The 23,572-nt window shown below is 44.5% G+C and carries 18 protein-coding genes; 9 read left to right on the plus strand and 9 right to left on the minus strand.

All coding sequences use genetic code 11. The features are described 5' to 3' along the window. The first annotated feature begins 56 nt into the window (after positions 1 to 56). From ED652_RS03980 to ED652_RS03990, 3 genes are all read left to right on the plus strand, one after another. On the plus strand, positions 57 to 1,991 hold the full coding sequence (locus ED652_RS03980; RefSeq protein ID WP_029223565.1) for a PrkA family serine protein kinase: 1,935 nt from the start codon (positions 57 to 59) through the stop codon (positions 1,989 to 1,991). 100 nt (positions 1,992 to 2,091) lie between these two features. Continuing rightward, entirely contained in the window at positions 2,092 to 3,363 is a 1,272-nt protein-coding gene (locus tag ED652_RS03985) for a YeaH/YhbH family protein (protein WP_017107264.1), read from the plus strand. 11 nt (positions 3,364 to 3,374) lie between these two features. Further along, positions 3,375 to 4,955 carry a SpoVR family protein gene (locus ED652_RS03990; protein ID WP_122053545.1) on the plus strand — a complete coding sequence of 527 codons (1,581 nt, stop codon included), beginning with the start codon at positions 3,375 to 3,377 and terminating at the stop codon, positions 4,953 to 4,955. A gap of 169 nt (positions 4,956 to 5,124) precedes the next feature. Here ED652_RS03990 and sohB read toward each other — a convergent pair whose 3' ends face one another. Next, positions 5,125 to 6,192, minus strand: a complete 1,068-nt coding sequence (gene sohB, locus ED652_RS03995) for a protease SohB (protein WP_012603584.1) — start codon at positions 6,190 to 6,192, stop codon at positions 5,125 to 5,127. Positions 6,193 to 6,329: 137 nt separating this feature from the next. On the opposite strand from sohB, the gene ED652_RS04000 reads away from it, so the two are divergent. From ED652_RS04000 to ED652_RS04015, 4 genes are all read left to right on the plus strand, one after another. After that, positions 6,330 to 7,070, plus strand: coding sequence for a YciK family oxidoreductase (locus ED652_RS04000; RefSeq protein ID WP_029225624.1), 741 nt, complete (start codon positions 6,330 to 6,332; stop codon positions 7,068 to 7,070). 154 nt (positions 7,071 to 7,224) lie between these two features. Next, on the plus strand, positions 7,225 to 7,932 hold the full coding sequence (gene imuA, locus ED652_RS04005) for a translesion DNA synthesis-associated protein ImuA (RefSeq protein ID WP_122053546.1): 708 nt from the start codon (positions 7,225 to 7,227) through the stop codon (positions 7,930 to 7,932). Between the two features lie 3 nt (positions 7,933 to 7,935). Beyond that, complete coding sequence (locus tag ED652_RS04010) at positions 7,936 to 9,408, plus strand: DNA polymerase Y family protein (RefSeq protein ID WP_122053547.1); 1,473 nt, start codon at positions 7,936 to 7,938, stop codon at positions 9,406 to 9,408. Positions 9,409 to 9,497: 89 nt separating this feature from the next. After that, complete coding sequence (locus ED652_RS04015) at positions 9,498 to 12,575, plus strand: error-prone DNA polymerase (RefSeq protein WP_122053548.1); 3,078 nt, start codon at positions 9,498 to 9,500, stop codon at positions 12,573 to 12,575. A gap of 310 nt (positions 12,576 to 12,885) precedes the next feature. Here ED652_RS04015 and ED652_RS04020 read toward each other — a convergent pair whose 3' ends face one another. Continuing rightward, positions 12,886 to 13,827, minus strand: coding sequence for a chemotaxis protein CheV (locus ED652_RS04020; RefSeq protein WP_017107271.1), 942 nt, complete (start codon positions 13,825 to 13,827; stop codon positions 12,886 to 12,888). 168 nt (positions 13,828 to 13,995) lie between these two features. After that, the gene (locus ED652_RS04025) at positions 13,996 to 15,213 is read right to left on the minus strand and encodes an ROK family protein (protein WP_122053549.1); all 1,218 of its coding nucleotides are present in this window, start codon (positions 15,211 to 15,213) and stop codon (positions 13,996 to 13,998) included. Positions 15,214 to 15,533: 320 nt separating this feature from the next. On the opposite strand from ED652_RS04025, the gene pyk reads away from it, so the two are divergent. Then, positions 15,534 to 16,982, plus strand: a complete 1,449-nt coding sequence (gene pyk / locus ED652_RS04030; RefSeq protein WP_017107273.1) for a pyruvate kinase — start codon at positions 15,534 to 15,536, stop codon at positions 16,980 to 16,982. A 160-nt stretch (positions 16,983 to 17,142) separates the two neighbouring features. Here the strand turns inward: pyk and ED652_RS04035 are convergent, their stop codons facing one another. Then, positions 17,143 to 18,357: a patatin family protein gene (locus ED652_RS04035; RefSeq protein WP_122053550.1), complete on the minus strand. Its 1,215-nt coding sequence runs from the start codon at positions 18,355 to 18,357 to the stop codon at positions 17,143 to 17,145. Positions 18,358 to 18,398: 41 nt separating this feature from the next. Next, positions 18,399 to 18,488 (minus strand): YnhF family membrane protein, encoded by a 90-nt coding sequence (locus tag ED652_RS04040; protein ID WP_122053551.1) that lies wholly within the window; start codon positions 18,486 to 18,488, stop codon positions 18,399 to 18,401. Between the two features lie 145 nt (positions 18,489 to 18,633). On the opposite strand from ED652_RS04040, the gene ED652_RS04045 reads away from it, so the two are divergent. Continuing rightward, positions 18,634 to 19,227 carry an outer membrane beta-barrel protein gene (locus tag ED652_RS04045; RefSeq protein ID WP_060982319.1) on the plus strand — a complete coding sequence of 198 codons (594 nt, stop codon included), beginning with the start codon at positions 18,634 to 18,636 and terminating at the stop codon, positions 19,225 to 19,227. Between the two features lie 112 nt (positions 19,228 to 19,339). On the opposite strand, the gene ED652_RS04050 is transcribed toward ED652_RS04045, so the two are convergent. From ED652_RS04050 to ED652_RS04065, 4 genes are all read right to left on the minus strand, one after another. Beyond that, positions 19,340 to 19,744: a hypothetical protein gene (locus ED652_RS04050; protein WP_122053552.1), complete on the minus strand. Its 405-nt coding sequence runs from the start codon at positions 19,742 to 19,744 to the stop codon at positions 19,340 to 19,342. A gap of 228 nt (positions 19,745 to 19,972) precedes the next feature. Further along, positions 19,973 to 21,403 carry a PTS glucose transporter subunit IIBC gene (ptsG, locus tag ED652_RS04055; protein ID WP_122053553.1) on the minus strand — a complete coding sequence of 477 codons (1,431 nt, stop codon included), beginning with the start codon at positions 21,401 to 21,403 and terminating at the stop codon, positions 19,973 to 19,975. 445 nt (positions 21,404 to 21,848) lie between these two features. Then, positions 21,849 to 22,616 (minus strand): TatD family hydrolase, encoded by a 768-nt coding sequence (locus ED652_RS04060; RefSeq protein ID WP_076656971.1) that lies wholly within the window; start codon positions 22,614 to 22,616, stop codon positions 21,849 to 21,851. Continuing rightward, entirely contained in the window at positions 22,607 to 23,572 is a 966-nt protein-coding gene (locus tag ED652_RS04065; RefSeq protein ID WP_122053554.1) for a DNA polymerase III subunit delta', read from the minus strand. Before ED652_RS04065 ends, ED652_RS04060 begins: the two co-directional genes overlap by 10 nt.

Here is a 23,572-nt window from a genome sequence, read left to right on the forward strand (position 1 = left end):
GAGCCTATTTTTCAATCGCTCATCAGTTTTGACTGGTTAACAAGGGGAATGTGACTATGAGTATTTTTGACCACTATCAATCACGTTATGAAGCAGCCAAGGAAGAAGAGCTCACATTGCAAGAGTTCTTAGGGCTGTGTAAAGACGATAAAAGTGCTTACGCTAACGCTGCTGAGCGCTTACTACTGGCCATCGGCGAACCGGAGGTTATAGACACCGCTCAAGACCCCCATCTAAGTCGTATTTTCTCGAACCGTGTCATATCGCGCTACAGCGAGTTTAAAGATTTCTATGGCATGGAAGATGCGATTGAACAGATTGTTTCTTACCTAAAACACGCTGCACAAGGTTTAGAAGAACGTAAACAGATCCTTTATCTACTCGGCCCTGTGGGCGGTGGTAAATCTTCTCTTGCTGAAAAGCTAAAAGCACTGATGCAAAAACTGCCAATCTATGTGCTGTCTGCTGATGGTGAGCGAAGCCCAGTAAATGATCACCCCTTCTGTCTGTTCGACGTAAACGAAGATGGCGATCTTTTGAAACAAGAGTACGGAATAGAGAAGCGCTACATCCGCTCTATCATGTCACCTTGGGCGGCAAAACGCCTCCATGATTTCGGTGGTGATATTTCTAAATTCAAAGTCATCAAGCTGCGTCCTTCGATTCTAGATCAAGTTGCGATCGCGAAGACAGAGCCGGGTGATGAAAACAACCAAGATATCTCTTCACTTGTAGGTAAAGTCGATATTCGTAAACTTGAGCACTTCTCTCAAGATGATCCTGACGCCTACAGCTATTCTGGTGCGCTGTGTAAAGCCAACCAAGGTGTGATGGAATTCGTGGAGATGTTCAAGGCACCAATCAAGGTATTGCACCCTCTACTTACGGCAACACAAGAAGGTAACTTCAACGGTACCGAAGGGCTTTCCGCGCTGCCGTTTGATGGCATGATTTTGGCTCACTCGAATGAGTCAGAGTGGCAAACCTTCCGTAACAACAAGAACAACGAAGCCTTCCTCGACCGTGTCTACATTGTAAAAGTCCCTTACTGTCTACGCGTCTCTGAAGAAGTGAAGATCTACCAGAAATTGCTTGAGCACAGTGAACTCTCAAATGCACCATGTTCACCAAGTACACTCGCTCTGCTATCGCAATTCAGTATCCTTTCGAGACTGAAAGAGCCTGAAAACTCTTCTCTGTTCTCCAAAATGCGTGTTTACGATGGTGAAACCTTAAAAGACACCGATCCAAAAGCGAAGAGCTACCAAGAATACCGAGATTATGCTGGCGTTGACGAAGGCATGTCTGGGCTATCAACGCGTTTCGCCTTTAAGATTCTGTCTCGCGTGTTCAACTTCGACCAAGCCGAAGTGGCGGCAAACCCGGTTCACTTGTTCTACGTTATTGAACAACAGATCGAACGTGAGCAGTTCCCTCAAGAAACCGCTGAGAAGTATCTTGAGTTCTTGAAAGGATACCTAGTACCGCGTTACGTAGAATTCATTGGTAAAGAAATTCAGACCGCTTACCTAGAGTCTTACTCTGAGTACGGACAGAATATCTTCGACCGTTACGTCACCTATGCTGACTTCTGGATTCAAGACCAAGAGTACCGTGATCCAGAAACAGGACAGCTATTTGACCGTGCTTCTCTGAATGGTGAACTTGAGAAAATCGAGAAAACTGCCGGTATCAGTAACCCTAAAGACTTCCGAAATGAGATTGTGAACTTCGTGCTTCGTGCCAAAGCCAACAATAACGGTCAAAACCCAGTTTGGACGAGCTACGAGAAACTGCGCACTGTGATTGAGAAGAAAATGTTCTCCAACACAGAAGAGTTGCTTCCTGTTATTTCGTTCAATGCTAAGACCTCAACGGATGATCAGAAAAAACACGACGACTTCGTTGCTCGTATGATGGAAAAAGGCTACACCGAGAAACAAGTGAGACTGCTATCCGAGTGGTACCTAAGAGTTCGTAAATCCTCATAACCAAACTGTACTGAGCTGTTCAAGCGAGCAGCTCATACAAACCAATAACTCTTACAACCTATAAAAGTAGGATCGCGACATCAGCTGAGAGGGAGTTCTTATGGCACAATTTATCGATCGGAGGCTCAATGGCAAAAATAAGAGTGCTGTAAATAGACAGCGCTTCTTAAGACGCCATAAAGAGCAAATCAAAGAATCTGTGGCCGATGCAGTTAACCGACGCTCAATCACCAATACTGAAACGGGTGAAGACGTTACTATTCCCCATAAAGACATCAAAGAGCCTAGCTTTCATCAAGGCCAAGGCGGCGTAAGAGAACGTGTTCACCCAGGTAATGACCAGTTCATCACGGGTGACAAGATCGAACGCCCTAAAGGTGGTGGTCAAGGTGGCGGTTCAGGTCAAGGTGATGCAAGCCCTGATGGCGAAGGCCAAGACGAATTTACCTTCCAAATATCAAAGGATGAGTACCTAGACATTCTCTTTGAGGATTTGGCACTCCCTAATCTCGAAAAAAACCAGGTCAACAAAATCACTGAGTGGAAGATACACCGCTCTGGTTACCAAAGTGCGGGGATTCCATCCAACATCGCTATTGTCCGCTCTCTACAACAATCTCTCGCTCGAAGAACAGCGATGACGGCGGGCAGAAAGCGGGAATTAAATACTCTAATGGAGCAGCTCGACCAAGTTAAAATGACTGAGCCTGCACAACCCTTTGAAGAAACACGTCTAAAAGAAGAGATCGCCGAACTGCGTAAACGCATTGAGAGCGTGCCATTCATTGACACCTTCGATTTACGTTACAAAAACTACGAGAAGCGCCCTATTCCATCTAGCCAAGCGGTAATGTTCTGCCTAATGGATGTGTCGGGCTCAATGGATCAAGCTACCAAAGACATCGCTAAGCGCTTTTATGTCCTTCTGTATCTGTTCTTAAACCGCACCTACGAAAACGTCGATGTTGTGTTTATTCGCCACCATACTCAGGCAAAAGAAGTCGATGAACATGAGTTTTTCTACTCGCAAGAAACCGGTGGTACCATCGTTTCCAGTGCACTGAAACTAATGAAAGAAATTGTCGCAGATCGTTATCCTGCTAATGAGTGGAATATCTACGCAGCACAAGCTTCTGATGGAGATAACTGGGCTGATGACTCGCCTCGCTGTAAAGAACTACTGGTCAACACGCTATTGCCGACTTGCCAATATTACTCTTACATCGAGATTACGCGCCGTTCACACCAAACGCTTTGGCACGAGTACGAGAAGCTAGAAGCTAGCTTCGATAACTTCGCCATGAAGAACATTAAAACGGTGGATGATATTTTTCCTGTGTTTAGAGAACTGTTCCAGAAAGAGACAGCGTAAGGGGGCTTGCCATGACAGCGAAATCAAACGTTGCAGAAAAATCAAACATTGCCGATAGAGACAAGGCGACACAGAAGAGAAACGACAAGATGCTGCCTGATGGCCCAGATTGGACGTTCAACCTCTTAGAGCAATATCACGTAGAAATTAAGCGTGTGGCGCAGCATTACCGTTTAGACACTTACCCGAACCAGATTGAAGTGATTACCTCTGAGCAGATGATGGATGCTTACTCCAGTATTGGTATGCCCATCAACTACAACCACTGGTCTTTTGGTAAGAAGTTCATCCAAACCGAGCAAAACTACAAACACGGCCAAATGGGGTTAGCGTACGAGATCGTGATCAACTCAGATCCGTGTATCGCTTACTTAATGGAAGAGAACACGGTCACAATGCAGGCGCTGGTAATGGCTCACGCTTGTTATGGCCACAACTCTTTCTTTAAAGGCAACTACCTATTCCAAACCTGGACTGATGCAAGCTCGATTATCGACTATCTATTGTTCGCGAAAAAATACATTACCGATTGCGAAGAAAAATACGGTGTAGCTGAAGTCGAGAAACTTCTCGATTCTTGTCATGCTCTCATGAACTACGGCGTAGACAGATACAAACGCCCAGAGAAGATTTCCATTGCAGAAGAAACCGCAAGACAAGAAGAACGTGAAGCGTATCTGCAATCTCAAGTGAACGAACTTTGGAGAACGGTTCCTCAGAACAAAAGTAAGGAAGAAGAAACCAAGATACGTTTCCCTAGTGAGCCTCAAGAAAACATTCTCTACTTTATTGAGAAGAACGCCCCACTGCTTGAACCTTGGCAGCGAGAGTGTGTTCGTATTGTTCGCAAGGTAAGCCAATACTTCTATCCTCAGAAACAAACTCAAGTAATGAATGAGGGTTGGGCAACCTTCTGGCATTACACCATTCTTAACCACCTTTACGACGAAGGCTTGGTGAGTGATAAGTTCATCTTAGAGTTTCTACACAGTCACACCAGTGTGGTTGCTCAACCCGCCTACAACAGCCCTTATTTCAGTGGGATAAATCCTTACGCACTTGGCTTTGCAATGTTTAGAGACATCCGACGCATCTGCGAAGAGCCCACCGATGAAGACAAAGAGTGGTTCCCTGAATTAGCCGGAAGTAATTGGTTAGAAGCGGTGCACTTTGCGATGCACAACTTCAAAGATGAAAGCTTCATCAGCCAATACCTTTCTCCAAAGATCATTCGTGACTTTAAGCTGTTCTCAGTACTCGACGACGACCGTAAAAACACCATTGAAGTCAGTGCGATTCACGATGATCCTGGTTATCGCCTGATTAGAGAAAAGCTCGCGGCGCAGTACAATCTAAGCAACCTTGAGCCGAATATTCAGGTGTTTAATGTCGATGTTCGTGGTGATCGCTCAATGACACTGCAATATGTGCCTCATGACCGTATCCCGCTAGATAAAGGCTACGATGAAGTATTAAAACACCTTTATCGCTTATGGGGCTTTGATGTGATTTTGGAAGAGCTCAAAGACACAGGTCATAGAGAAATATTGACCACCTGTCCGAAGCGAAATGATTATGGAGCCAAGATTTAATGCTAATCACAATAAGTAAGTGATTGGTATAAGACTCCGCTCCCCCTACAACATAGTGGTTAAACCCGCTCGGAAGTGGAGCAATAAAAAAGCGCATAAGTCTGATGACTTATGCGCTTTCTTTTTAAGGCTTAAACGTCTTTAAATGAAAACCTAGAACTAAATAAGCTTAAACAATCGGCTTTTGGCCGCGTTCAATCAGCTTCATCAGCACGCTGTCTGCAGATTTACCTGCAACGCCTGCTAGCTTATCTGATAGTTTTTTCTTTTGTACGTAGTGAATCGCTAGAACCGTCTTATCCTTACATGCCGCTACGACTAAATCATCAGAAGTGCTAATCTCATCCACCAGCCCAAGTTCATGCGCTTGTGTACCAAACCAGTGCTCACCGGTTGCTACTTTTTCAAGATCTAGCGCAGGTCGATGGTCACGAATGAAGTCTTTAAACAAACCATGAGTTTCCTCTAGCTCTTCTTTAAACTTCTCACGTGCTTTATCGCTGTTCTCACCAAACATAGTAAGCGTGCGTTTGTACTCACCCGCCGTTAGCTGTTCGAACTCAATATCGTGCTTTTTAAGCAGTTTGTTGAAGTTTGGTAGTTGAGCGATAACACCAATAGAACCAACAATAGCAAAAGGTGCAGACACAATTTTGTCTGCAATACATGCCATCATGTAACCGCCACTTGCTGCTACTTTGTCTACCGAAATAGTCAAAGGCAGACCTGCCGCTTTGATACGGTCAAGTTGAGAAGACGCCAAACCATAGCCGTGAACCATGCCACCGCCAGATTCCAGTTTAAGCAACACTTCGTCACCTTCACGAGCCACAGCCAGAACCGCCGTCACCTCTTCACGTAATGAAGCCACTTCTTTCGCATCAATGCTGCCGTTAAAATCAAGAACGAATAGGTGTGGTTCGCGCTTGCTATCAAGCTCACCCTCTTTCGCTGCTTTCTTCACTTCTTTGCCACGTGATTTTACTTTTTCTTTTTCCGCTTTCTTTTCTGCTTTATCACGTGCTTTGATGAAAGCATCATCATGCAAATGGTGCTCTAGTTGTTCAATCGTTTGTTTGTGGTGCTCAGATAGGTTCGTGATTTCCAGCTCACCTTTAATCGCGCTTGATTTTCCACCCACAGATTTAGCTATCACTAAAATTGCAATGATGGCGATTACAACGGTCGCAATCTTGGCTAAAAACAAGCCGTAGTCCAACAAAAATTCCAATGTCATATCCCCTATTGTATGAATTAGTGTATTGTAACCATCTTGTCACGATTACCAAGAATTTCTCATCATTCCTGCGGTTATCTGTGTGATTAAACATCAATGGAATGACGAACATAATAAAAGAAAGAAGGATAAGCACAGTGGATTACCCAATCTCTACAGATGCCCTCAAAGATAAAGTAATTTTGGTTACAGGTGCCGGTGCTGGCATTGGTCGCCAAGCCGCGCTAAGTTTCGCTCAACATGGTGCAACTGTTATTCTGTTAGGCCGCAATGTCAAAAACCTTGAATTAATTTACGACGAAATCGAAAGTGCTGGTTACCCACAGCCTGCGATTATCCCATTGGATTTAAAAGGCGCGACAAAACAGAACTACATCGACATGGCTGAAACCATTGAATCACAGTTCGGTCGTTTAGATGGTCTACTGCATAACGCAGGTGTGCTTGGCACGTTAAGTCCATTCGATCAAATCGATGAAGAAACGTTTGATGGCGTCATGCAAATCAACGTTAAGGCTGAATTTCTAATGACTCAAGCGTTACTGCCGGTCATTAAGAAAGCGGAAGCGGGTCGTATTGTCTTTACCTCTTCAACGGTTGGTCACTCTGGCCGCGCGTTCTGGGGTACTTACGCGATTTCAAAGTTTGCTACAGAAGGCATGATGCAGATCTTAGCCGATGAGCTTGAAGGTACTGATATCCGTGTTAATGCGATTAATCCAGGTGGCACTCAAACACGCATGCGTGCAAAAGCGTACCCAGGTGAAGATGCGAACAAGTTAAAAACGCCACTCGACATCATCCCGCTGTATCTACACTTAATGAACCCAAGTGTGACAGACATTAATGGCCAATGTATCGATGCTCAACCTAAGTAGCTGATATTATGAGCAATAACAAAAAGTCGCTTTAATAGCGGCTTTTTTTGTATCTAAATCAATCAACTAACACTTACTTCCGCTAATTTTCGTCATTTCTCTTTGCATCTTTTTCATTGTTAAATATACTGTATAAATATACAGGTGTTTAATTATGCATGAACTAATAAAAAACTTACAAGACCGCCAGTTAATCTGGAAAGGATTACAATCAACAACGCAAGGAAGTACCACTTCGACAGGCTATCCTCAATTGGATAAACAGCTTGATGGCGGCTTCCCGACGCACGGCGTTATTGAGGTTGAATCACAACAAGGGATCGGCGAACTTCGTCTCCTTATGCCCTATTTAGCTCAACAAAACTCACAAAAACTGGCCATATTCATTAACCCGCCAGGGAAGATCTGTGCCGAGTTTTTTAGCAACCAAGGAATCGAGCTCGATAACATCTTGGTGATCGAGCCTCAACGCGGTCTCGATGCCTTATGGGCTGCCGAACAGTGCCTAAAAAGCGGAGCTTGTCACTCCGTATTGTTATGGGGAGCCGATCTCGAAATACACCAAACCAAGCGCCTGCAAGCGGCAAGCGAAACGGGCAAGTGTCTGCAATTTCATTTCAAAGCCACTAGCCATAATCAGTTATCCCTACCCGTTTCTTTAAGCATGAAGCTGTCTTCTCACGCCCAAGGGTTAAAGGTTGAAGTCACGAAAAGAAAAGGCAGCTGGTCGTATGGCAGTTTTATTCTGGACATGAGCCAGAACTGGCCGTTACTCACAGAAAAAGTCATCGATAAAAACAGCTCAACTCAGGCGTTGTCTGGTAACACGGTGCTGGCTTTTCCTATTGCGAAGCAAGGCTAGCGTATGCTGTGGCTGTATCTGCATTTCTCATCCCTACAATTGGACACCTTGTTTAACTCTAATGAATTGGGTTCTAACGAAGATTCACACAATCAGCCTCTTATCATCGTCGATGAGAAAGATCATCGTGTGCTGCAAGCTAACCAAGCCGCGTTGCAATCGGGTATCACACTCGGCATGGGGCTAGGGTCTGCGGCCGCGCTTTGCCATAACTTACACGTCCACCCTTACAGCATTGAGCTAGAAAAAAGTAAGCTGAAAGAGATTGCTCAATGGGCCTATCTGGTCACATCCGACATGGCGTTACTGCCGCCAAATGGATTATTGATTAAGGCCTCTAACATGCTGTCGCTTTACGATGGGCTAGATAACTACTGGCATGAACTAAAAAGCCATTTAGAAACGCTCAATATCCAGTTCAGCTTTGCTACAGGTTATTCGCCGCTTTCTGCAATCCTTTTAGGTAAACAATCCATCAACCAAGCGACGAACAATGTTGAACAAATGAAAGCTTGGGTTAATCAACAAGCACTGAGTTCAAGCGAACTGCCTGCTAAACAAGTTGAGCGCCTGAATCGTGTTGGTATCAATGTCGTTGAAGACTTGTTAAAACTGCCTTTGCAAGATGTCGCGCGCCGCTTTGATATCGACTTGGTGAACTACGTTGGTCGTCTTAATGGGCAGTTCAAGCACCCGATTGATTTCTATCACCCACCAGAGAGTTTCCAACAATATTTGGAGCTGCTGTTTGATATTGAAAACATCCTGTTCATCGAAAAGCCTTTGCTGAAATTGTTGAATCAGCTCGAGTGCTTTTTGAGGTTACGTGACCGAGTTGCTTTCGAGTTAACGCTGACTTTACACCTAAGGGATAAAGACGATCATCATGTCTCTTTTTATTCTGCACAGGGCGATTACCTTGCGGCCAAATGGGCGAACCTAACCCATCTAACCTTAGAGTCACTGAAGATAACAGCACCCGTACAGGGACTGACTCTCTCTTTGATTCGTCATGGAGAACCGCAAGTCGCCTACCATGATCTTTTCGATGGCAATACCGGAACGCTTGCTGCGCTAGATTTGCTCTCGCTGCTTCAAGCAAAGCTTGGGCAAGCTTGTATTCAGACTCCCAAAATACTGCACGATCCTAGGCCAGAAAAAGCTAACCAATATTCACTGCCGACACTGGGGAATACGGTAAAAAAGGGACAAATTTCCCAAGAGGTCACGCAACAAACTGCGACAACTCCCAACATCAGCCAACAACGACTCAGACCGAGTATTTTACTGCCAGCGCCCGAAGCCCTAACCGAAAGCGTCACCTTGTCTCAAGGCCCTGAGCGCATTGTTTCTGGATGGTGGGATGGCGAGAAAATCATTCGTGACTATTTTATTGCTCACAGTGAAAACGGTCGATGGCTATGGGTATTCAGAACACCCGATAAACAGTGGTTCTTACACGGTTTGTTCAGCTAGTCAGTTTAGTAAGTCGTTCTTGCTACTTGCTTCATTTAAACGCCCCTTTTCAATCATGTTCATCCGCAATGGTTAAGTGAGATTACGTTATGTCTCAGCAATACTCAGAGCTCTTCTGCCAAAGTAATTACTCCTTTCTAGAGGGAGCTTCGCATGCGGAAGAGCTTGTTTTACAGGCCGACTTTTTACGCTACAAAGCACTCGCTGTTACTGACGAGTGCTCAGTCGCGGGCATCGTTAAGGTTCACTCTGCGATCAAGCAACATAAACTGTCGCTCAAGCAAATTGTCGGGAGCATGTTTTGGTTAAATGAAGAGTGCCAAGTTGTCTTGTTATGTCCGAATAGACAAGCCTATGCCGAGCTGTGTCGTATTATTACCAACGCGAGACGTCGTAGTAGCAAAGGACATTATCAGCTCTCTGAGTGGGATATCATGTCGGCTAAACACTGCTTCATTCTTTGGCTTCCTCAACAGAAAAATGAAGACGCACATTGGGGGCAATGGCTTTATCAACACCACTCCGGTCGATTATGGATTGGCTTACAACGACACCTAAAACAAACCGACCAGCAGTACACGGATTACTGTGTTGAGCTGTCACAACATCACCAACTACCGATTACTGCCTGTGGTGGCGTGCTGATGCACAACGCTAATCGCTTACCCTTGCAGCATTCACTCACTGCAATCAAGTACCAACGTCCCATTACTGAAGTGGGCAGTCACTTACTCGCCAATGCCGAGCGCTGTTTACGCAGCATCAATAAGATCTCTCATATATTCAAAGCTGAATGGCTAGAAGAAAGCAACCGAATCTCTGGACTATGCGAATTTGATTTAGACAGCTTGCGCTACGAATACCCAAGCGAACTGATTCCTCAAGGTGAGACACCCATGAGTTATCTACGCATGTTAGTCGAGAAAGGAAAACGAGCTCGCTTCCCGCAAGGCGTGCCTAACGACATTCAACAAATCATAGAGAAAGAACTGGGGCTGATTGACGAGCTTGACTACCCTTTCTTTTTTCTCACGATCCACGACATCGTCATGTTTGCCAAAAGCCAAGGGATTCTTTACCAAGGTCGAGGTTCAGCGGCCAATTCCGTGGTCTGTTACTGCTTAGAAATCACCTCTGTCGACCCAAGACAAATCTCAGTGCTATTTGAACGCTTCATCAGTAAAGAGCGCGATGAGCCGCCCGATATTGATGTCGATTTTGAGCACGAACGCCGTGAAGAAGTCATCCAATACATCTACAAGAAATACGGTAGAGAACGCGCAGCACTTGCCGCCACTGTCATTTCATACCGCTTTAAAAGCGCGGTCAGAGATGTCGGCAAAGCATTAGGGCTACAAGAAACCCAGCTTGATTACTTCATAAAAAACACCAACCGCAGAGACAAAAGCTTAGGTTGGCAGGCACAATTGACTCAATTAGGACTGCAACCTGACTCTTTAAAAGGCCAACAGTTTATCCATTTGGTTAATGAAATTATTGGCTTTCCACGTCACCTGTCTCAGCACGTTGGTGGTTTTGTGATCTCTTCTGGGCCTTTGTATGAACTGGTTCCTGTCGAGAATGCGGCGATGCACGACCGAACCATTATTCAATGGGATAAAGATGATCTTGAAACCTTAGGCTTGCTGAAAGTCGATGTGCTCGCGCTTGGTATGCTTTCTGCGATTCGTAAGTGCTTCGACCTTATCAAACACTTCCATGGACGCTCCCTGTCTATCGCTGAAATCACTCGCCTTAAAGACGATCCTCAGGTTTATGGCATGATTCAGCGAGCAGACACCGTCGGGATATTCCAAATTGAATCACGCGCGCAAATGAGCATGCTGCCAAGGCTTAAACCGAAGACTTATTACGACTTAGTGATTCAAATCGCTATCGTTCGTCCTGGACCTATTCAGGGCGATATGGTTCATCCGTTTCTCAAGCGTCGAGATGGCATTGAGCCAATCAGTTATCCATCTAAGGATGTTGAATCGGTACTGTCACGCACCTTGGGTGTACCGATCTTCCAAGAACAAGTGATTAAGCTCGCGATGGTTGCCGCAGGATTCACAGGTGGAGAGGCGGATCAGCTCAGACGCGCCATGGCAGCTTGGAAGAAAAATGGCAACGTCTTTAAGTTTAAAAACAAGCTCATCGAAGGCATGCAAAAACGCGGTTATGAAACAGAGTTTGCCGAACAAATCTTTAAACAGATATGCGGCTTTGGTGAATACGGTTTTCCAGAAAGCCATTCCGCCTCGTTTGCCGTTTTAGCCTATTGCTCAGCTTGGTTGAAATGCTACTACCCAGAATGCTTCTACGCTTCCTTGCTCAATAGCCAACCTATGGGGTTCTATAGCCCATCACAGTTGGTACAAGACGCACAACGACACAATGTGGTGGTTCTTCCTGTGTGTGTGAACGCCTCACAAGATGATCACACCGTGATATCTCACCAGAATGGTTTGGCGCTCAGATTAGGGATGAGGCAAATCAAAGGCCTAAGCGAACATGGCATTCAGAGTATGCTCGCCAATCGCCCACGCTCCGGTTATCGCCATCCGAGTCAGGTTAAACAACTATCGATCAATAAAAAAGACATCGAACTGCTCGCCTCGGCTAATGCGCTGCACAATGTTTCCGGGGATCGTTTCCAAACTCGTTGGGCACTGATGGACTCCGCTTCTGACCTGCCTCTATTTCGTCAGGCTTATGACAAGGTAGAGCACGCCTTGCATAAACCAAATGAGATGCAGGATCTATTGGAGGATTTCACCAGCGTCGGCGTATCGTTAAACAAACACCCTATCACCTTGCTAGAAGAAGCGAACCGACTTGGTCGATTCACCCATATGAAAGACTTAAAACAACAAAGACACAAATCCATGGTCACGGTTGTTGGATTGGTCACTGGCAAGCAATCACCCGGTACCGCAGCCGGTGTCACCTTTGTCACATTAGAAGATAACACAGGCAATATTAACGTGGTGGTATGGGGAGCCACTGCACGCGCACAGCAGCAAGCTTATCTGACAGCGAAGGCTTTAAAGGTACAAGGAGTCTTAGAGAAGGAAGGCGAAGTCGTGCATGTGATTGCGGGGAAGCTTATCGATATAACTGATGAAATTGTTGGCTTGAACACCAAATCTCGAGATTTTCATTAGCGCTTCAAATAACCCTTTCATAAACACCAGAAAAGGAAAAGGGAGGCATCAGCCTCCCTTCAATTCAAATCGTTGAGTTATGACTCAACTTCAGCTTCCGTACGTCTTTTCTTAAATTCCCTATATAGTAATAAGCTCAAAGTCATTACGACTTTTGAAGTCAACCATATCATTAAGAGGAACTACTTTAGATTGTGAGTGAAAAGTTACGCTAGTAGTTGAGCATATTTTGTTAAGAAAAATATACTCCGTCAATATTAGCAAACGTTTTCCATAAGGTCACTCAAAACAAACCGTACAGCTGCATTAATTATAAAATCTGGCGCATTCGCTCTTGAGTCACTTCAACCAAGAGATCCGGTTGGAATTTAGAAATAAAGCGGTTACACCCTACTTTCTCAACCATGGCTTCATTAAAACTTCCACTTAATGAGGTATTTAGCGTGATAAATAAGTCATGCATTCTAGGGTCAGTACGCACTTCATGAGTCAGTTTATAACCGTCCATTTCAGGCATTTCGGCATCGGTGATCATCAGCAGTATTTCTTGATTGATGTCTTTGCCTTCGTCACACCACCCCTTCAGCAGATTAAGCGCTTGTAGGCCATCGCAACATTCAATAATGTTCAAACCCAGTTGCGATAAGGTGCCTTTGATCTGATTGCGCGCGGTTGAAGAGTCATCAACGATAAGCACACTACGCCCAACCATTTCATTAGCAAGCTGCTCATCTAAAACACCGTCAGAAATCGAAACGTCATAATCGATGATTTCAGCGAGTACCTTTTCAACATCAATGATCTCAACGATCTTATGTTGCTCTTCTTCTTGAATGTGCGTGATAGCAGTTAAGTAGTTTGCACGACCCGTTGTCTTTGGCGGCGGCTGAATCTCAGTCCACGTCGTATTCACGATATTACGCACTTGTCCAACCAAGAAGCCTTGTACGGTTCGGTTGTATTCCGTGATGATCAAGTTATTTTCTTGAGTCTCATCACGAGATGGAGGGAAGCCAATCGCGCTGCGCAAATCGATAACAGGCACCGATTCGCCACGTAAAGAAGCCACACCCGTAATATGATGGTGAGAACCTGGTAAGCGAGTTAACACTGGCACTTTTAGGACTTCTTTCACTTTAAATACGTTAATCGCAAATAGTTGACGACTATTTAAGCTGAATAACAAGAGTTCCAGACGGTTTTCACCGACTAGTTTGGTTCTCTGATCAACCGAATTTAAAACGCCAGACATACAACACCTTAGTGACAAATAATAACTGAGGCTACAATAGCCTACTTCAATAGGTTAAAGCAAAGCGCCATTGCACAGAATGCTTAAACTAAGTACAACAAATAACGTTATACATAGTTTAAGGAGATGATAAGAGTTAGGTAAGGCTATAGGAAGAGTAAAGAGGGATTAACCTTCAATGACTTTCATCAATAATTGACCATCGTATAAAGCTTGTTTAACAAGCGCAGCACCCGGCATGGTTGCTTGTTTATAGAATCGAGATTCCACCAGCTCTAAATCTTGATGGTAAACCGATAAACTCTGCTCTTCGATACACTTTTGAATCGCAGGGTACAACACGCTTTTAGCCTGATTAATAACACCACCCACCAAGATTTTCTCAGGGTTGAATAGGTTAATCACAATCGCAATCGCAGAGCCTAGGTAACGGCCTAATTGTTCAATCACTTCTACCGCTAGCGGATCACCCGCCGCTGCGGCAGCGCAGATTTGTTCAATCGTGACATCTTCAAACACAGTAAGTGTGGATTCTCCACCATTGGCTAATCGTTCTTTGACTTGCTCACGGATCGCCTTCGAACTCGCCACCGTTTCTAAACAGCCTCGGTTACCACAATGACAAAGCTTGCCCTCTTTCTCGATCTGGATATGACCCAATTCACCGATGTTACCGTGGCGACCTTGTAGAACTCGGCCATCTAGGATAATCCCAGCACCGACACCATGGTGAATCGAGATAAGAACTGAATTATCGTTATCTTGTGAGTGACCAAACAGCTTCTCAGCTAATGCCCAAGCTCGAGTATCATTGGCAATAAAGACCGGTAGACCCGTTTCTTTGTAGATCTCTGGGCCCAACGCTAAATTTTTAACGTTGTAGTGCGGCATCTGCAGCACAATACCTTGCTCAGAATTCACGAGACCCGGCAGAGTGACTGCAATACTGGTTACCCTGTCGAGCTGTTCCGCATAGGTTTGGAAAAACTCATCAATTTCATGCAGAAGACGAGCAAGCACATCCTCTTGGTCACGTTCGTGAATATCAATTTTAGTATCGATAAGTACATCGCCACCCAACTCATGAAGCGCGATCGTGAGATACCCACGACCAAGACGCATCGACAGAAACTGCCAACCTTCATTATTGGTTTGCAAACCCACAGCAGGACGTCCACGAGTCGTGGCTTCTTGAACCGTCGTCTCATGGATAAGGTGGGCTTCAATAAGTTCGCGGGTAATTTTAGTAATACTCGCCGGAGCCAACTCACTTTGCTTGGACAGTTCGATACGAGAAATAGGACCTTTAAGGTCAATTAGTTTATATACACGACCAGCATTGACCTGTTTGATATGATCAATATGGCCCGGTTGAGCCATGTACATTTTACGCTCCAGAAATCATCAACGGGTTAATTTTTTTACTTTGCGAAGTAATTGTGAAGTGACTTGATATATCGCCGTGACCAGTATCACGTATATACATGAATCTTTGTGTATCTAGTCAAATAGTTTAAGAAAAATTAACACCCACATCGATAATTTGAGACTTAATTTTCATAAAAAAACATCGTGTTTGAGTCCTAAATTCAATAAATAACAGCAAATACAGAAATATCTTCCTAGCTCCCAATAAATTATCAATTAATGCATATACTTAATTCTGTCTTGTACAAGATTTTCTAGGTCTCACCTTCGGAGCATTCATGACATCAGAATTAAGAAAAACAAAAATCGTCACCACTTTAGGACCATCAACAGATAAAGGTAACGTCCTTGAAGAGATCATCAAAGCCGGCGCCAATATCGTCCGTATGAACTTCTCTCACGGCAGCAGCGATGACCATATTCAACGCGCTGAAAAAGTCCGAGCAATAGCGAAAAAGTTCGGTACTCAAATCGCAATCCTCGGCGACTTACAAGGTCCCAAGATTCGAGTGTCTACTTTTAAAGACGGTAAAATCCAACTCGCAGTAGGCGACAAGTTCACGCTCGACAGTAGCCTAGGTTTAGGTGAAGGCAATCAACAAGCCGTAGGCCTTGATTACAAAGAGTTACCAAACGATGTGTCAGCTGGCGATGTACTGTTGCTTGATGATGGTCGCGTTCAATTAAAAATCACCGAAGTCGAAGGCTGTCGCGTTCATACTGAAGTCACCATTGGTGGCCCGCTGTCGAATAACAAAGGCATTAACAAGAAAGGCGGAGGATTGTCTGCAGAAGCGCTCACCGACAAAGACAAGCGAGACATCATCACCGCCGCTCAAATCCAAGTCGATTATTTGGCCGTGTCTTTCCCACGCAACGGCGCAGACATGCACTACGCTCGTCAGTTAGCACGAGAAGCAGGATTAGAAGCTCACCTTGTTGCGAAAGTGGAACGAGCAGAGACCGTTGCCACTGTGGAGAACATGGATGACATCATAATGGCCTCAGATGTCGTCATGGTGGCTCGTGGTGACCTCGGAGTGGAAATTGGTGACCCAGAATTAGTTGGAGTACAAAAACAGCTTATACGCCGTGCTAGAGCGCTTAATCGAACAGTGATCACCGCAACTCAAATGATGGAATCGATGATCTCCGCGCCAATGCCAACTCGTGCAGAAGTAATGGATGTGGCCAACGCCGTACTAGACGGCACCGATGCCGTGATGCTTTCAGGTGAAACCGCAGCGGGTGATTACCCCGTTGAAACGGTGAAATCAATGGCCGAAGTCTGTATCGGCGCTGAAAAAATGGCGGGCATTAACAACCAGTCTAATTACCGTATTGACCGTACCTTTGTGACGGCTGAAGAAACTGTCTCCATGGCAACCATCTATTCTGCAAACCATATGGAAGGCATTAAAGGTGTGGTGACTCTAACCGAATCAGGCCGCACTGCTCTGATGATGTCGCGCCTAAGTGCCGATATGCCTATTTACGCCTTATCTCGTAATGAAGGAACGCTGAACCGCTGTACTTTGTATCGAGGTGTTACCCCTATCTACTTCGAGACAGAAGCCAAAGACAGCTTTGATATCGCACTGTCTACGCTCACTTGCTTGAAAGAGAAAGGACACCTTAAATTTGGTGACCTAGTGATCGTCACTCAAGGCGACATTATGGATGTGGCGGGTTCAACCAACTGCATGAGAATCTTGCCTGTCACTTAACATGGTTGTATTTGATTAGGTCAGTTCGTTGCTCAGCGACCCTGCCAAGACCAAAAAAGGGTTATTGAACTAAGTTCAGTAACCCTTTCTCACTTCAGAATATTGTTAGCTCATTGCGTACTAACTTTCAAATTCGAGTATTATTTAGCAATTTCGAATATTACTTATCAGCAGCGCAAGTCACCAACTGTGGCATGTGTGAACTGCGAGCGTTTTCCGTTAAAGTATAGGTTTCTACAAACTGGTAACCCGCCTCTAACCCTAATTCGTAATCGTACAGCAAGTCTTCCTTGTCACTCATCAAAGAGCTCGACTTAAGCGGTTTGCTGGGTGCAATTTGAACAACAAACGCATCGTCCGGTGGAGAGTTCAAAAAGTTCTGAGTTAATGAGTAGGTCTGATAATGAACCATCAACATGTCAGCTAAGCCAGAATCAAACTTATCGCCAATCAAATGACTTAAACGGTAAATATCATCAGCACCAAATAGCCATCGTCCACCATTGAGCAGATCAAGGTGCCCTCTATCGCGCTTTTGTTCCTTTGAACGGAGAATTTGCTGCTGAAAGAATGACGTCCAATCAGTTTTCCATTGATCTACTTTTTGTTGCCAATGGTCTTGCACACTATCAAACGACTCACGGAACCACTCCAACTCCTCTGCCGATATTGGCTGAGGTGCTTTCACTAAGGCGTGTTTACGTTGAATCTCATTGGATAGCTCAGCACCCTCTTCCAATACAGGCTCAGTACGTATCACGACTATTGAGCGAGCTTGCCTACGCCATGCTTCTTGCACAGGAATAGACGCAGACACGCCACCGTCAACATAAGCACTGTCACCAATGAAGATTTCATCATTGTACAAACGAGGAATAGCACAGGTCGCAATCATCACCTTGTACCAGTCTTCTCCCATCAACGGAAAATAGTGGTCTCGTAAGTCTTTGGAATCGGTTACTGCTGCAGAGAAATGTCGGTCACCTAAGGTTTGTCGTCCCAAATCAAGATCAAGCTTGTATGGGTAAGCCATGATTTGTTCTAAGGCCCACTCTAAACCTAAGTTTTGGCGCTTTCGTATATAGGAGAAAAGATTGAAGAATTCTGGAGCCGTCGTTAAATCAAGAACAAAAGAACGACCTAGCCCTTTATCACGGCACAGATAGGCACACAAATTAAGCGCACCCGCTGAGGTGCCAAAGAATTCGTCGAAGGGGTCAAAATTAGAAAGAAGAAATGCGTCCAGCACACCAGCCGTAAAAATACTTCGCTGTCCGCCGCCTTGGGCAACCAGTGCTGTTTTTCCAGCAATAAACTTAGCGTAGTAATCTAAGTCTATTGCCGAATCAATATTGGTTATAATCCCACTATTCATTATTCCCTGAGTATAAAAACTCAGCCTCGCAATAGATGGTATTAGCTACCAATCGCAATAAAGCCAAATGAAAGAATGATGGTGTAGATAAACGCTGTTATTTGTAGAGCATTTTTCAGATTATGGTCCATAGACACCTCTGGCTTATTATTAATTTGTCGAGTCTCTATTTAAGTACTATCAGGTGTGTGAAGTATCTTCAAGAATCGTTGAAATTAGTCGCACAATATTGATGTAACCATCACAATTAGTAAGTGTATGGACAAGGATATACTCATGAATAACAAAGCAAATATGATGGCACTGGTTACGCTTCTTTCCATTTCAAGCGCGAATGCTTCGCCGGAAATCATCATTACTCCAATGGTGGGTTATACTGGCGGCGGTAGTGTCGAAGACCAGGATGGTAAAACTTATGACATGAAAGGCTCTGAAAACTACACTTTTGCAATTGAAACGCCACTTGAAAAAGGACGCATTGGATTTTTCTATTCCAATCAGAGATCTGAGTTAGAAACACTCAACTTGAGCTCTTCCATCCAATACCTACACTTTCAAAGCAGCATCTACTACCCGGCTTCTCCTGTATTGTCCGGCTATCTAGGGCTAGGTCTTGGAGCGTCTTACGTTGATGTTGACTGGGCGAAAGATAAGTATGGATTCTCCACCTCTATCTTTGGTGGTTTAGAGTACAAATTGAGTGACAACTTAGCTTTAAACACTCAAATCCGCTGGCTAGGCACGGTTGTCGATAACGACACATCCGGTGTTTGTAGTGTACCGAGCACAGGGCAAGACTGCATTATCCGCTTTGATACCGATTGGATGAACCAATTCCAGGCCAATGTCGGGCTGAGTTTTACATTCTAAGTCAAAGCCTGTTCTCAAACGAAATGAGTTAGAAGAAATAAGTGTGTCTGATGAAACGATAAAGCCAGCTAAATGCTGGCTTTATCGTTATTAAAACGTTTTTTAGTTCAAGTTAGAACTTGTAGGTAACACCCAGAGCACCGCCTACTTGCAACTCAACCCCTCTGTACATGTCAAGCTCAGGGTGAACTTGCGCGTAAGCATTCCAACCTTCATAGAAGTTAACCTTCACGCCTAACGGCAAGCGTAAACCAAAGTCATCATTCCATTCAGCCCACGCACCAGCACCGACATACCAGCTTAAAGGCGCTTCAGTCTCAAACTGACCGCGCTTAAAAATATAATCGAATGCTGCACCATCATTACCGACTGTGGCGCGATACTTTTGATCGAACTCAACAACAACACTTAGATCTTGGTCGACGGCTAAGCCAACTTCTAGGTTTGGAGCTTCAGAAGCATGAGCTAGCGATACTCCGCTGCAACACATAAGGCCAATTAGGTAACGATGTTTCATAATATTCTCAGACTGTGTTCAAAAAAGATAGATTACTTAAATCAAAACGGATGTTGTCATCATAAAGTTAAAGATAAGAGGTACCCAAAGCGGGCAATTGAGCATTAGCACATCGAGTTATTCGATAACTGATTGAGTTGAAAAGAGTAAGCGTAAAAAGGGATGCCATTGAGCAGAAAACAAAAAAGGAGACCTTTCGGCCTCCTTTCAATCTATTGAATCAGTGAATTAACCGTTGTTACGGATCCATTCATCCATATCTGTTTTAAGATTGTCAGACTTAGTACCGAAGATAGCTTGTACGCCACCAGCAACTACAACAACACCTGCTGCGCCTAGTTTCTTCAGTTTGTCTTGGTCAACAAGAGCTGTATCAGCTACTGCAACACGTAGACGAGTAATACAAGCGTCAAGACCAGTGATGTTCGCTTTGCCACCGAATGCAGCAACTAGCTCACCAGCAAGTTCAGAACCAGTTGCAACTGACTCTTCTTCAGTCTCGTCTTCACGGCCTGGAGTTTTAAGGTCTAGAGCTTTAATCACAGTGCGGAATACGATGTAGTAAATTGCAGCGTAAGCAATACCACATACAACCATTAAGCCCATCTTAGACGAGTTGCCAGATAGAACTAGGAAGTCGATTAGACCGTGTGAGAAAGATGTACCGTGTACAAAACCTAGAGTGTTCGCAAGAACGTATGCAGAACCAGCTAGTAGAGCGTGGATTGCGTACAGTACTGGAGCAACGAATAGGAAAGAGAATTCGATTGGTTCAGTGATACCCGTTAGGAATGAAGTCAACGCAGCAGAAGCCATGATGCCCATTACTTTAGCGCGGTTTTCAGGCTTAGCTGAGTGTGCAATCGCGATTGCAGCAGCAGGTAGACCGAACATCTTGAACATGTAACCACCAGCTAGCTGACCGAAGCCATTGCCCGCTGCACGAGATGCGTCATCAGCAACTAGGTAACAAGTAAGAACACCGTTTTGAGTTTCGCCAGCAGCGTTTACACAAGTACCAGCTTCAAAGAAGAAAGGTACGTTCCAAACGTGGTGAAGACCAAATGGAATTAGAGAACGCTCAACGACACCATAGATACCAAACGCCACTTGTGGGTTTTGGTGAGCAGCCCAATCAGAGAACGCAGAGATAGCGCCGCCAACTGGTGGCCATACTACAGATAGTAGGATTGCTAGACCGATCGCAGAGAAACCTGTGATGATTGGCACAGCACGCTTACCAGCGAAGAAGCCAAGGTACTCTGGTAGTTGAATACGGAAGAAACGGTTGAATGCCCAAGCAGCAACACCACCGACTAGGATACCACCTAGTACACCAGTATCGATTTTATCAACGCCCATTACACCAGCCATTACGCCAAGTGTAGCAGTCATGATGCCGTAACCAACGATAGCAGCTAGACCAGCCACACCATCGTTGTTAGTAAAGCCAAGTGCAACACCTACTGCGAACAGTAGTGCCATTTGACCGAATACTGAACCACCAGCTTGTTCCATTAAGTTTGAAACGATTTCTGGAATGAAAGGAAGATCTGCTGCACCGACACCTAGCAAAATACCCGCAACTGGTAAAACTGATACTGGAAGCATCAGAGACTTACCAACTTTCTGCAGGCTAGCAAAAAGGTTCTTAAACATGTTTATGCTCCTGATAAAGATAAAATAATTATATGGGTTCTAACGGCACACCCCCGTAGCCTATATGTTAGCACCCAGTGAAAATGTAACCATGTATTGCATTATATTTTCTGCCGCTAAATATATATTGATGGGGAGCTAACTTTCTAGTCACTTACGAAATTTAGTTTCAAAACACGTCTTGGATCACATGTCAAATCTAGAAATGCAATGCTTTACAATTATTTAATTTATTGAAAATAAAGGAGATATTTAACAAGACCTATTATTTTACTGGGTAAATAAAATAGGGGCGAATGTTATTTTTAGTAACAAAATTACAAATGTTATAAATAGCCATCTCAAGTTCAACATAATTAGTAAACATTAAAAAAAAAAAGCATTTTTGGTGATCAAAAACACAAAAAGGGAGCTTTCGCTCCCTTTTATTTATTTACTTCGTTTTTTATCGCAAAAAAAGTTTTTGATAATTTTTGGTTGTTTGTTCAGCAACCTCTTTCATTGACAAGCCTTTCAATTGTGCAATATAGGCGGCAACTTCGACAACATATGCAGGCTGGTTCTGCTTGCCACGATATGGAATTGGCGCCAAATATGGAGAATCTGTCTCGATTAATAGCCTATCGAGAGGAAGCTTCCTAACAACTTCTTTGAGTTCTGTAGCTTGTTTGAAGGTCACAATACCTGAAATTGAGATATAAAAACCTAACTCCATTGCCGCTTCAGCGAACGCTTGATCTTCAGTAAAGCAGTGAATAACGCCGCCACACTTCTCAGCTCCGCCATCACGTAAAATAGCCAATGTGTCTTCACGTGCGTTACGTGTATGGATGATCAAAGGTTTATTAAGCTCAACGGCCAATTCAACATGCTGCTTAAATCGCAGTTGTTGCAATTCAGCTGTCTCAGGTTGATAGTGGTAATCTAAGCCTGTCTCACCAATCGCCACTACTTTAGGGTTACTCGCGTACTCACGCATTGTCTCTAGACAGAAATCACTTTCAACATCGAGAGGGTGAACGCCACAAGAGGCTTTAACGTTATCAAACGGCGAGATCATCTCGAGCATGTTTTCAAACGAATCTAGTGTCACACCGACGGAAAGCAATTGGTCTACATTGGCAGCCTTCGCCTTGTTAACCACATCTTCTACGCTGGTGTGTAAATCTTGGTAATCCAGTTTGTCTAAGTGACAGTGGGAATCTACGAACATGTTTCCTCGCAAGTGGCTATTAGCCAATTCATTATGAGTAGCTCCGTATTGAGCCCAGGGTGTTGCTTTAACTGCTCAATCAATATCAGCAGTTTATTCGATGCTGCATAAGCACTTTGGTAAGACATCACCTCACACAGTGCTTTTGCACTCGGAGTAATAGCTTGGTTCGCCAAACCAAAATGCAGCTTCTGTACATCCGACAATAAATGCCAAAGCCAGCCAAGTTGAATTAAAGGGTCTTTGCTAAGCTCTGTAGAGAACTTTAGCATGTCAGGTTGAGTGCCTTTTATCACATTCACAAAGCCATCGAGCGCTTTTGTTGATGCTTCAACGCCATCTTGCTCAAACATCGCTTTTGCTTTTAAAGGCGCGTTGTCGTTAAGCGCTAAAATATACGCTGGAACAGCCTTGCCGACTTCCCCATCAAGCCATTCTGAGCCAGCTTCCAACTGCGGGCTGACCACATTGAATTGCTGACAGCGACTGATGATAGTTGGCATTAATCGGTTACTATTGCGAGTCGAAAGAATAAAGATACACTTGCTTGATGGCTCTTCTAGAGTTTTCAGCAATGCATTGGAAGCCGATTCGTTCATTGCTTCAGCAGGGGCAAGCAAAATAACGCGCAAACCACCTAACTGAGAAGACTCCTGAGCCCAGCGGTTACTAGCACGTACTTGATCAACCGTGATCGACTTACCTTCTTTTTCTGGTGAGATCACATGAAAATCAGGGTGACTGCCTGACTTCATTAATTCGCAGCTGTGGCAAAACCCGCACGACTCGCTTTCATAATTCGTACACATCAATGCGTCGGTAAGTTGGCTAATCAACGCATCAACGCCGAGCCCTTCCGGTGCATTAACAATCACAGAGTTAGGGAAACGCTCCGCATCGAGACTTTTTTTCCACTCACTCCATACTGGGGTGAGCCAAGAATACACTTCAGCCAT

This window comes from Vibrio sp. Evd11 (assembly GCF_900382755.1).
Classification (GTDB): Bacteria; Pseudomonadota; Gammaproteobacteria; order Enterobacterales; family Vibrionaceae; genus Vibrio; species Vibrio lentus.

Bases quoted from the DNA above. Each gene is read 5' to 3' on its own strand.
- ED652_RS04010 (WP_122053547.1), top strand. From the start codon at position 7,936: ATGCTGTGGCTGTATCTGCATTTCTCATCCCTACAATTGGACACCTTG.
- ED652_RS04015 (WP_122053548.1), top strand. From the start codon at position 9,498: ATGTCTCAGCAATACTCAGAGCTCTTCTGCCAAAGTAATTACTCCTTT.
- imuA (WP_122053546.1), top strand. From the start codon at position 7,225: ATGCATGAACTAATAAAAAACTTACAAGACCGCCAGTTAATCTGGAAA.
- sohB (WP_012603584.1), bottom strand. From the start codon at position 6,192: ATGACATTGGAATTTTTGTTGGACTACGGCTTGTTTTTAGCCAAGATT.
- ED652_RS03980 (WP_029223565.1), top strand. From the start codon at position 57: ATGAGTATTTTTGACCACTATCAATCACGTTATGAAGCAGCCAAGGAA.
- pyk (WP_017107273.1), top strand. From the start codon at position 15,534: ATGACATCAGAATTAAGAAAAACAAAAATCGTCACCACTTTAGGACCA.
- ED652_RS04035 (WP_122053550.1), bottom strand. From the start codon at position 18,357: ATGAATAGTGGGATTATAACCAATATTGATTCGGCAATAGACTTAGAT.
- ED652_RS04065 (WP_122053554.1), bottom strand. From the start codon at position 23,572: ATGGCTGAAGTGTATTCTTGGCTCACCCCAGTATGGAGTGAGTGGAAA.
- ED652_RS04050 (WP_122053552.1), bottom strand. From the start codon at position 19,744: ATGAAACATCGTTACCTAATTGGCCTTATGTGTTGCAGCGGAGTATCG.
- ED652_RS04020 (WP_017107271.1), bottom strand. From the start codon at position 13,827: ATGTCTGGCGTTTTAAATTCGGTTGATCAGAGAACCAAACTAGTCGGT.
- ptsG (WP_122053553.1), bottom strand. From the start codon at position 21,403: ATGTTTAAGAACCTTTTTGCTAGCCTGCAGAAAGTTGGTAAGTCTCTG.
- ED652_RS03985 (WP_017107264.1), top strand. From the start codon at position 2,092: ATGGCACAATTTATCGATCGGAGGCTCAATGGCAAAAATAAGAGTGCT.
- ED652_RS03990 (WP_122053545.1), top strand. From the start codon at position 3,375: ATGACAGCGAAATCAAACGTTGCAGAAAAATCAAACATTGCCGATAGA.
- ED652_RS04060 (WP_076656971.1), bottom strand. From the start codon at position 22,616: ATGTTCGTAGATTCCCACTGTCACTTAGACAAACTGGATTACCAAGAT.
- ED652_RS04040 (WP_122053551.1), bottom strand. From the start codon at position 18,488: ATGGACCATAATCTGAAAAATGCTCTACAAATAACAGCGTTTATCTAC.
- ED652_RS04025 (WP_122053549.1), bottom strand. From the start codon at position 15,213: ATGTACATGGCTCAACCGGGCCATATTGATCATATCAAACAGGTCAAT.
- ED652_RS04045 (WP_060982319.1), top strand. From the start codon at position 18,634: ATGAATAACAAAGCAAATATGATGGCACTGGTTACGCTTCTTTCCATT.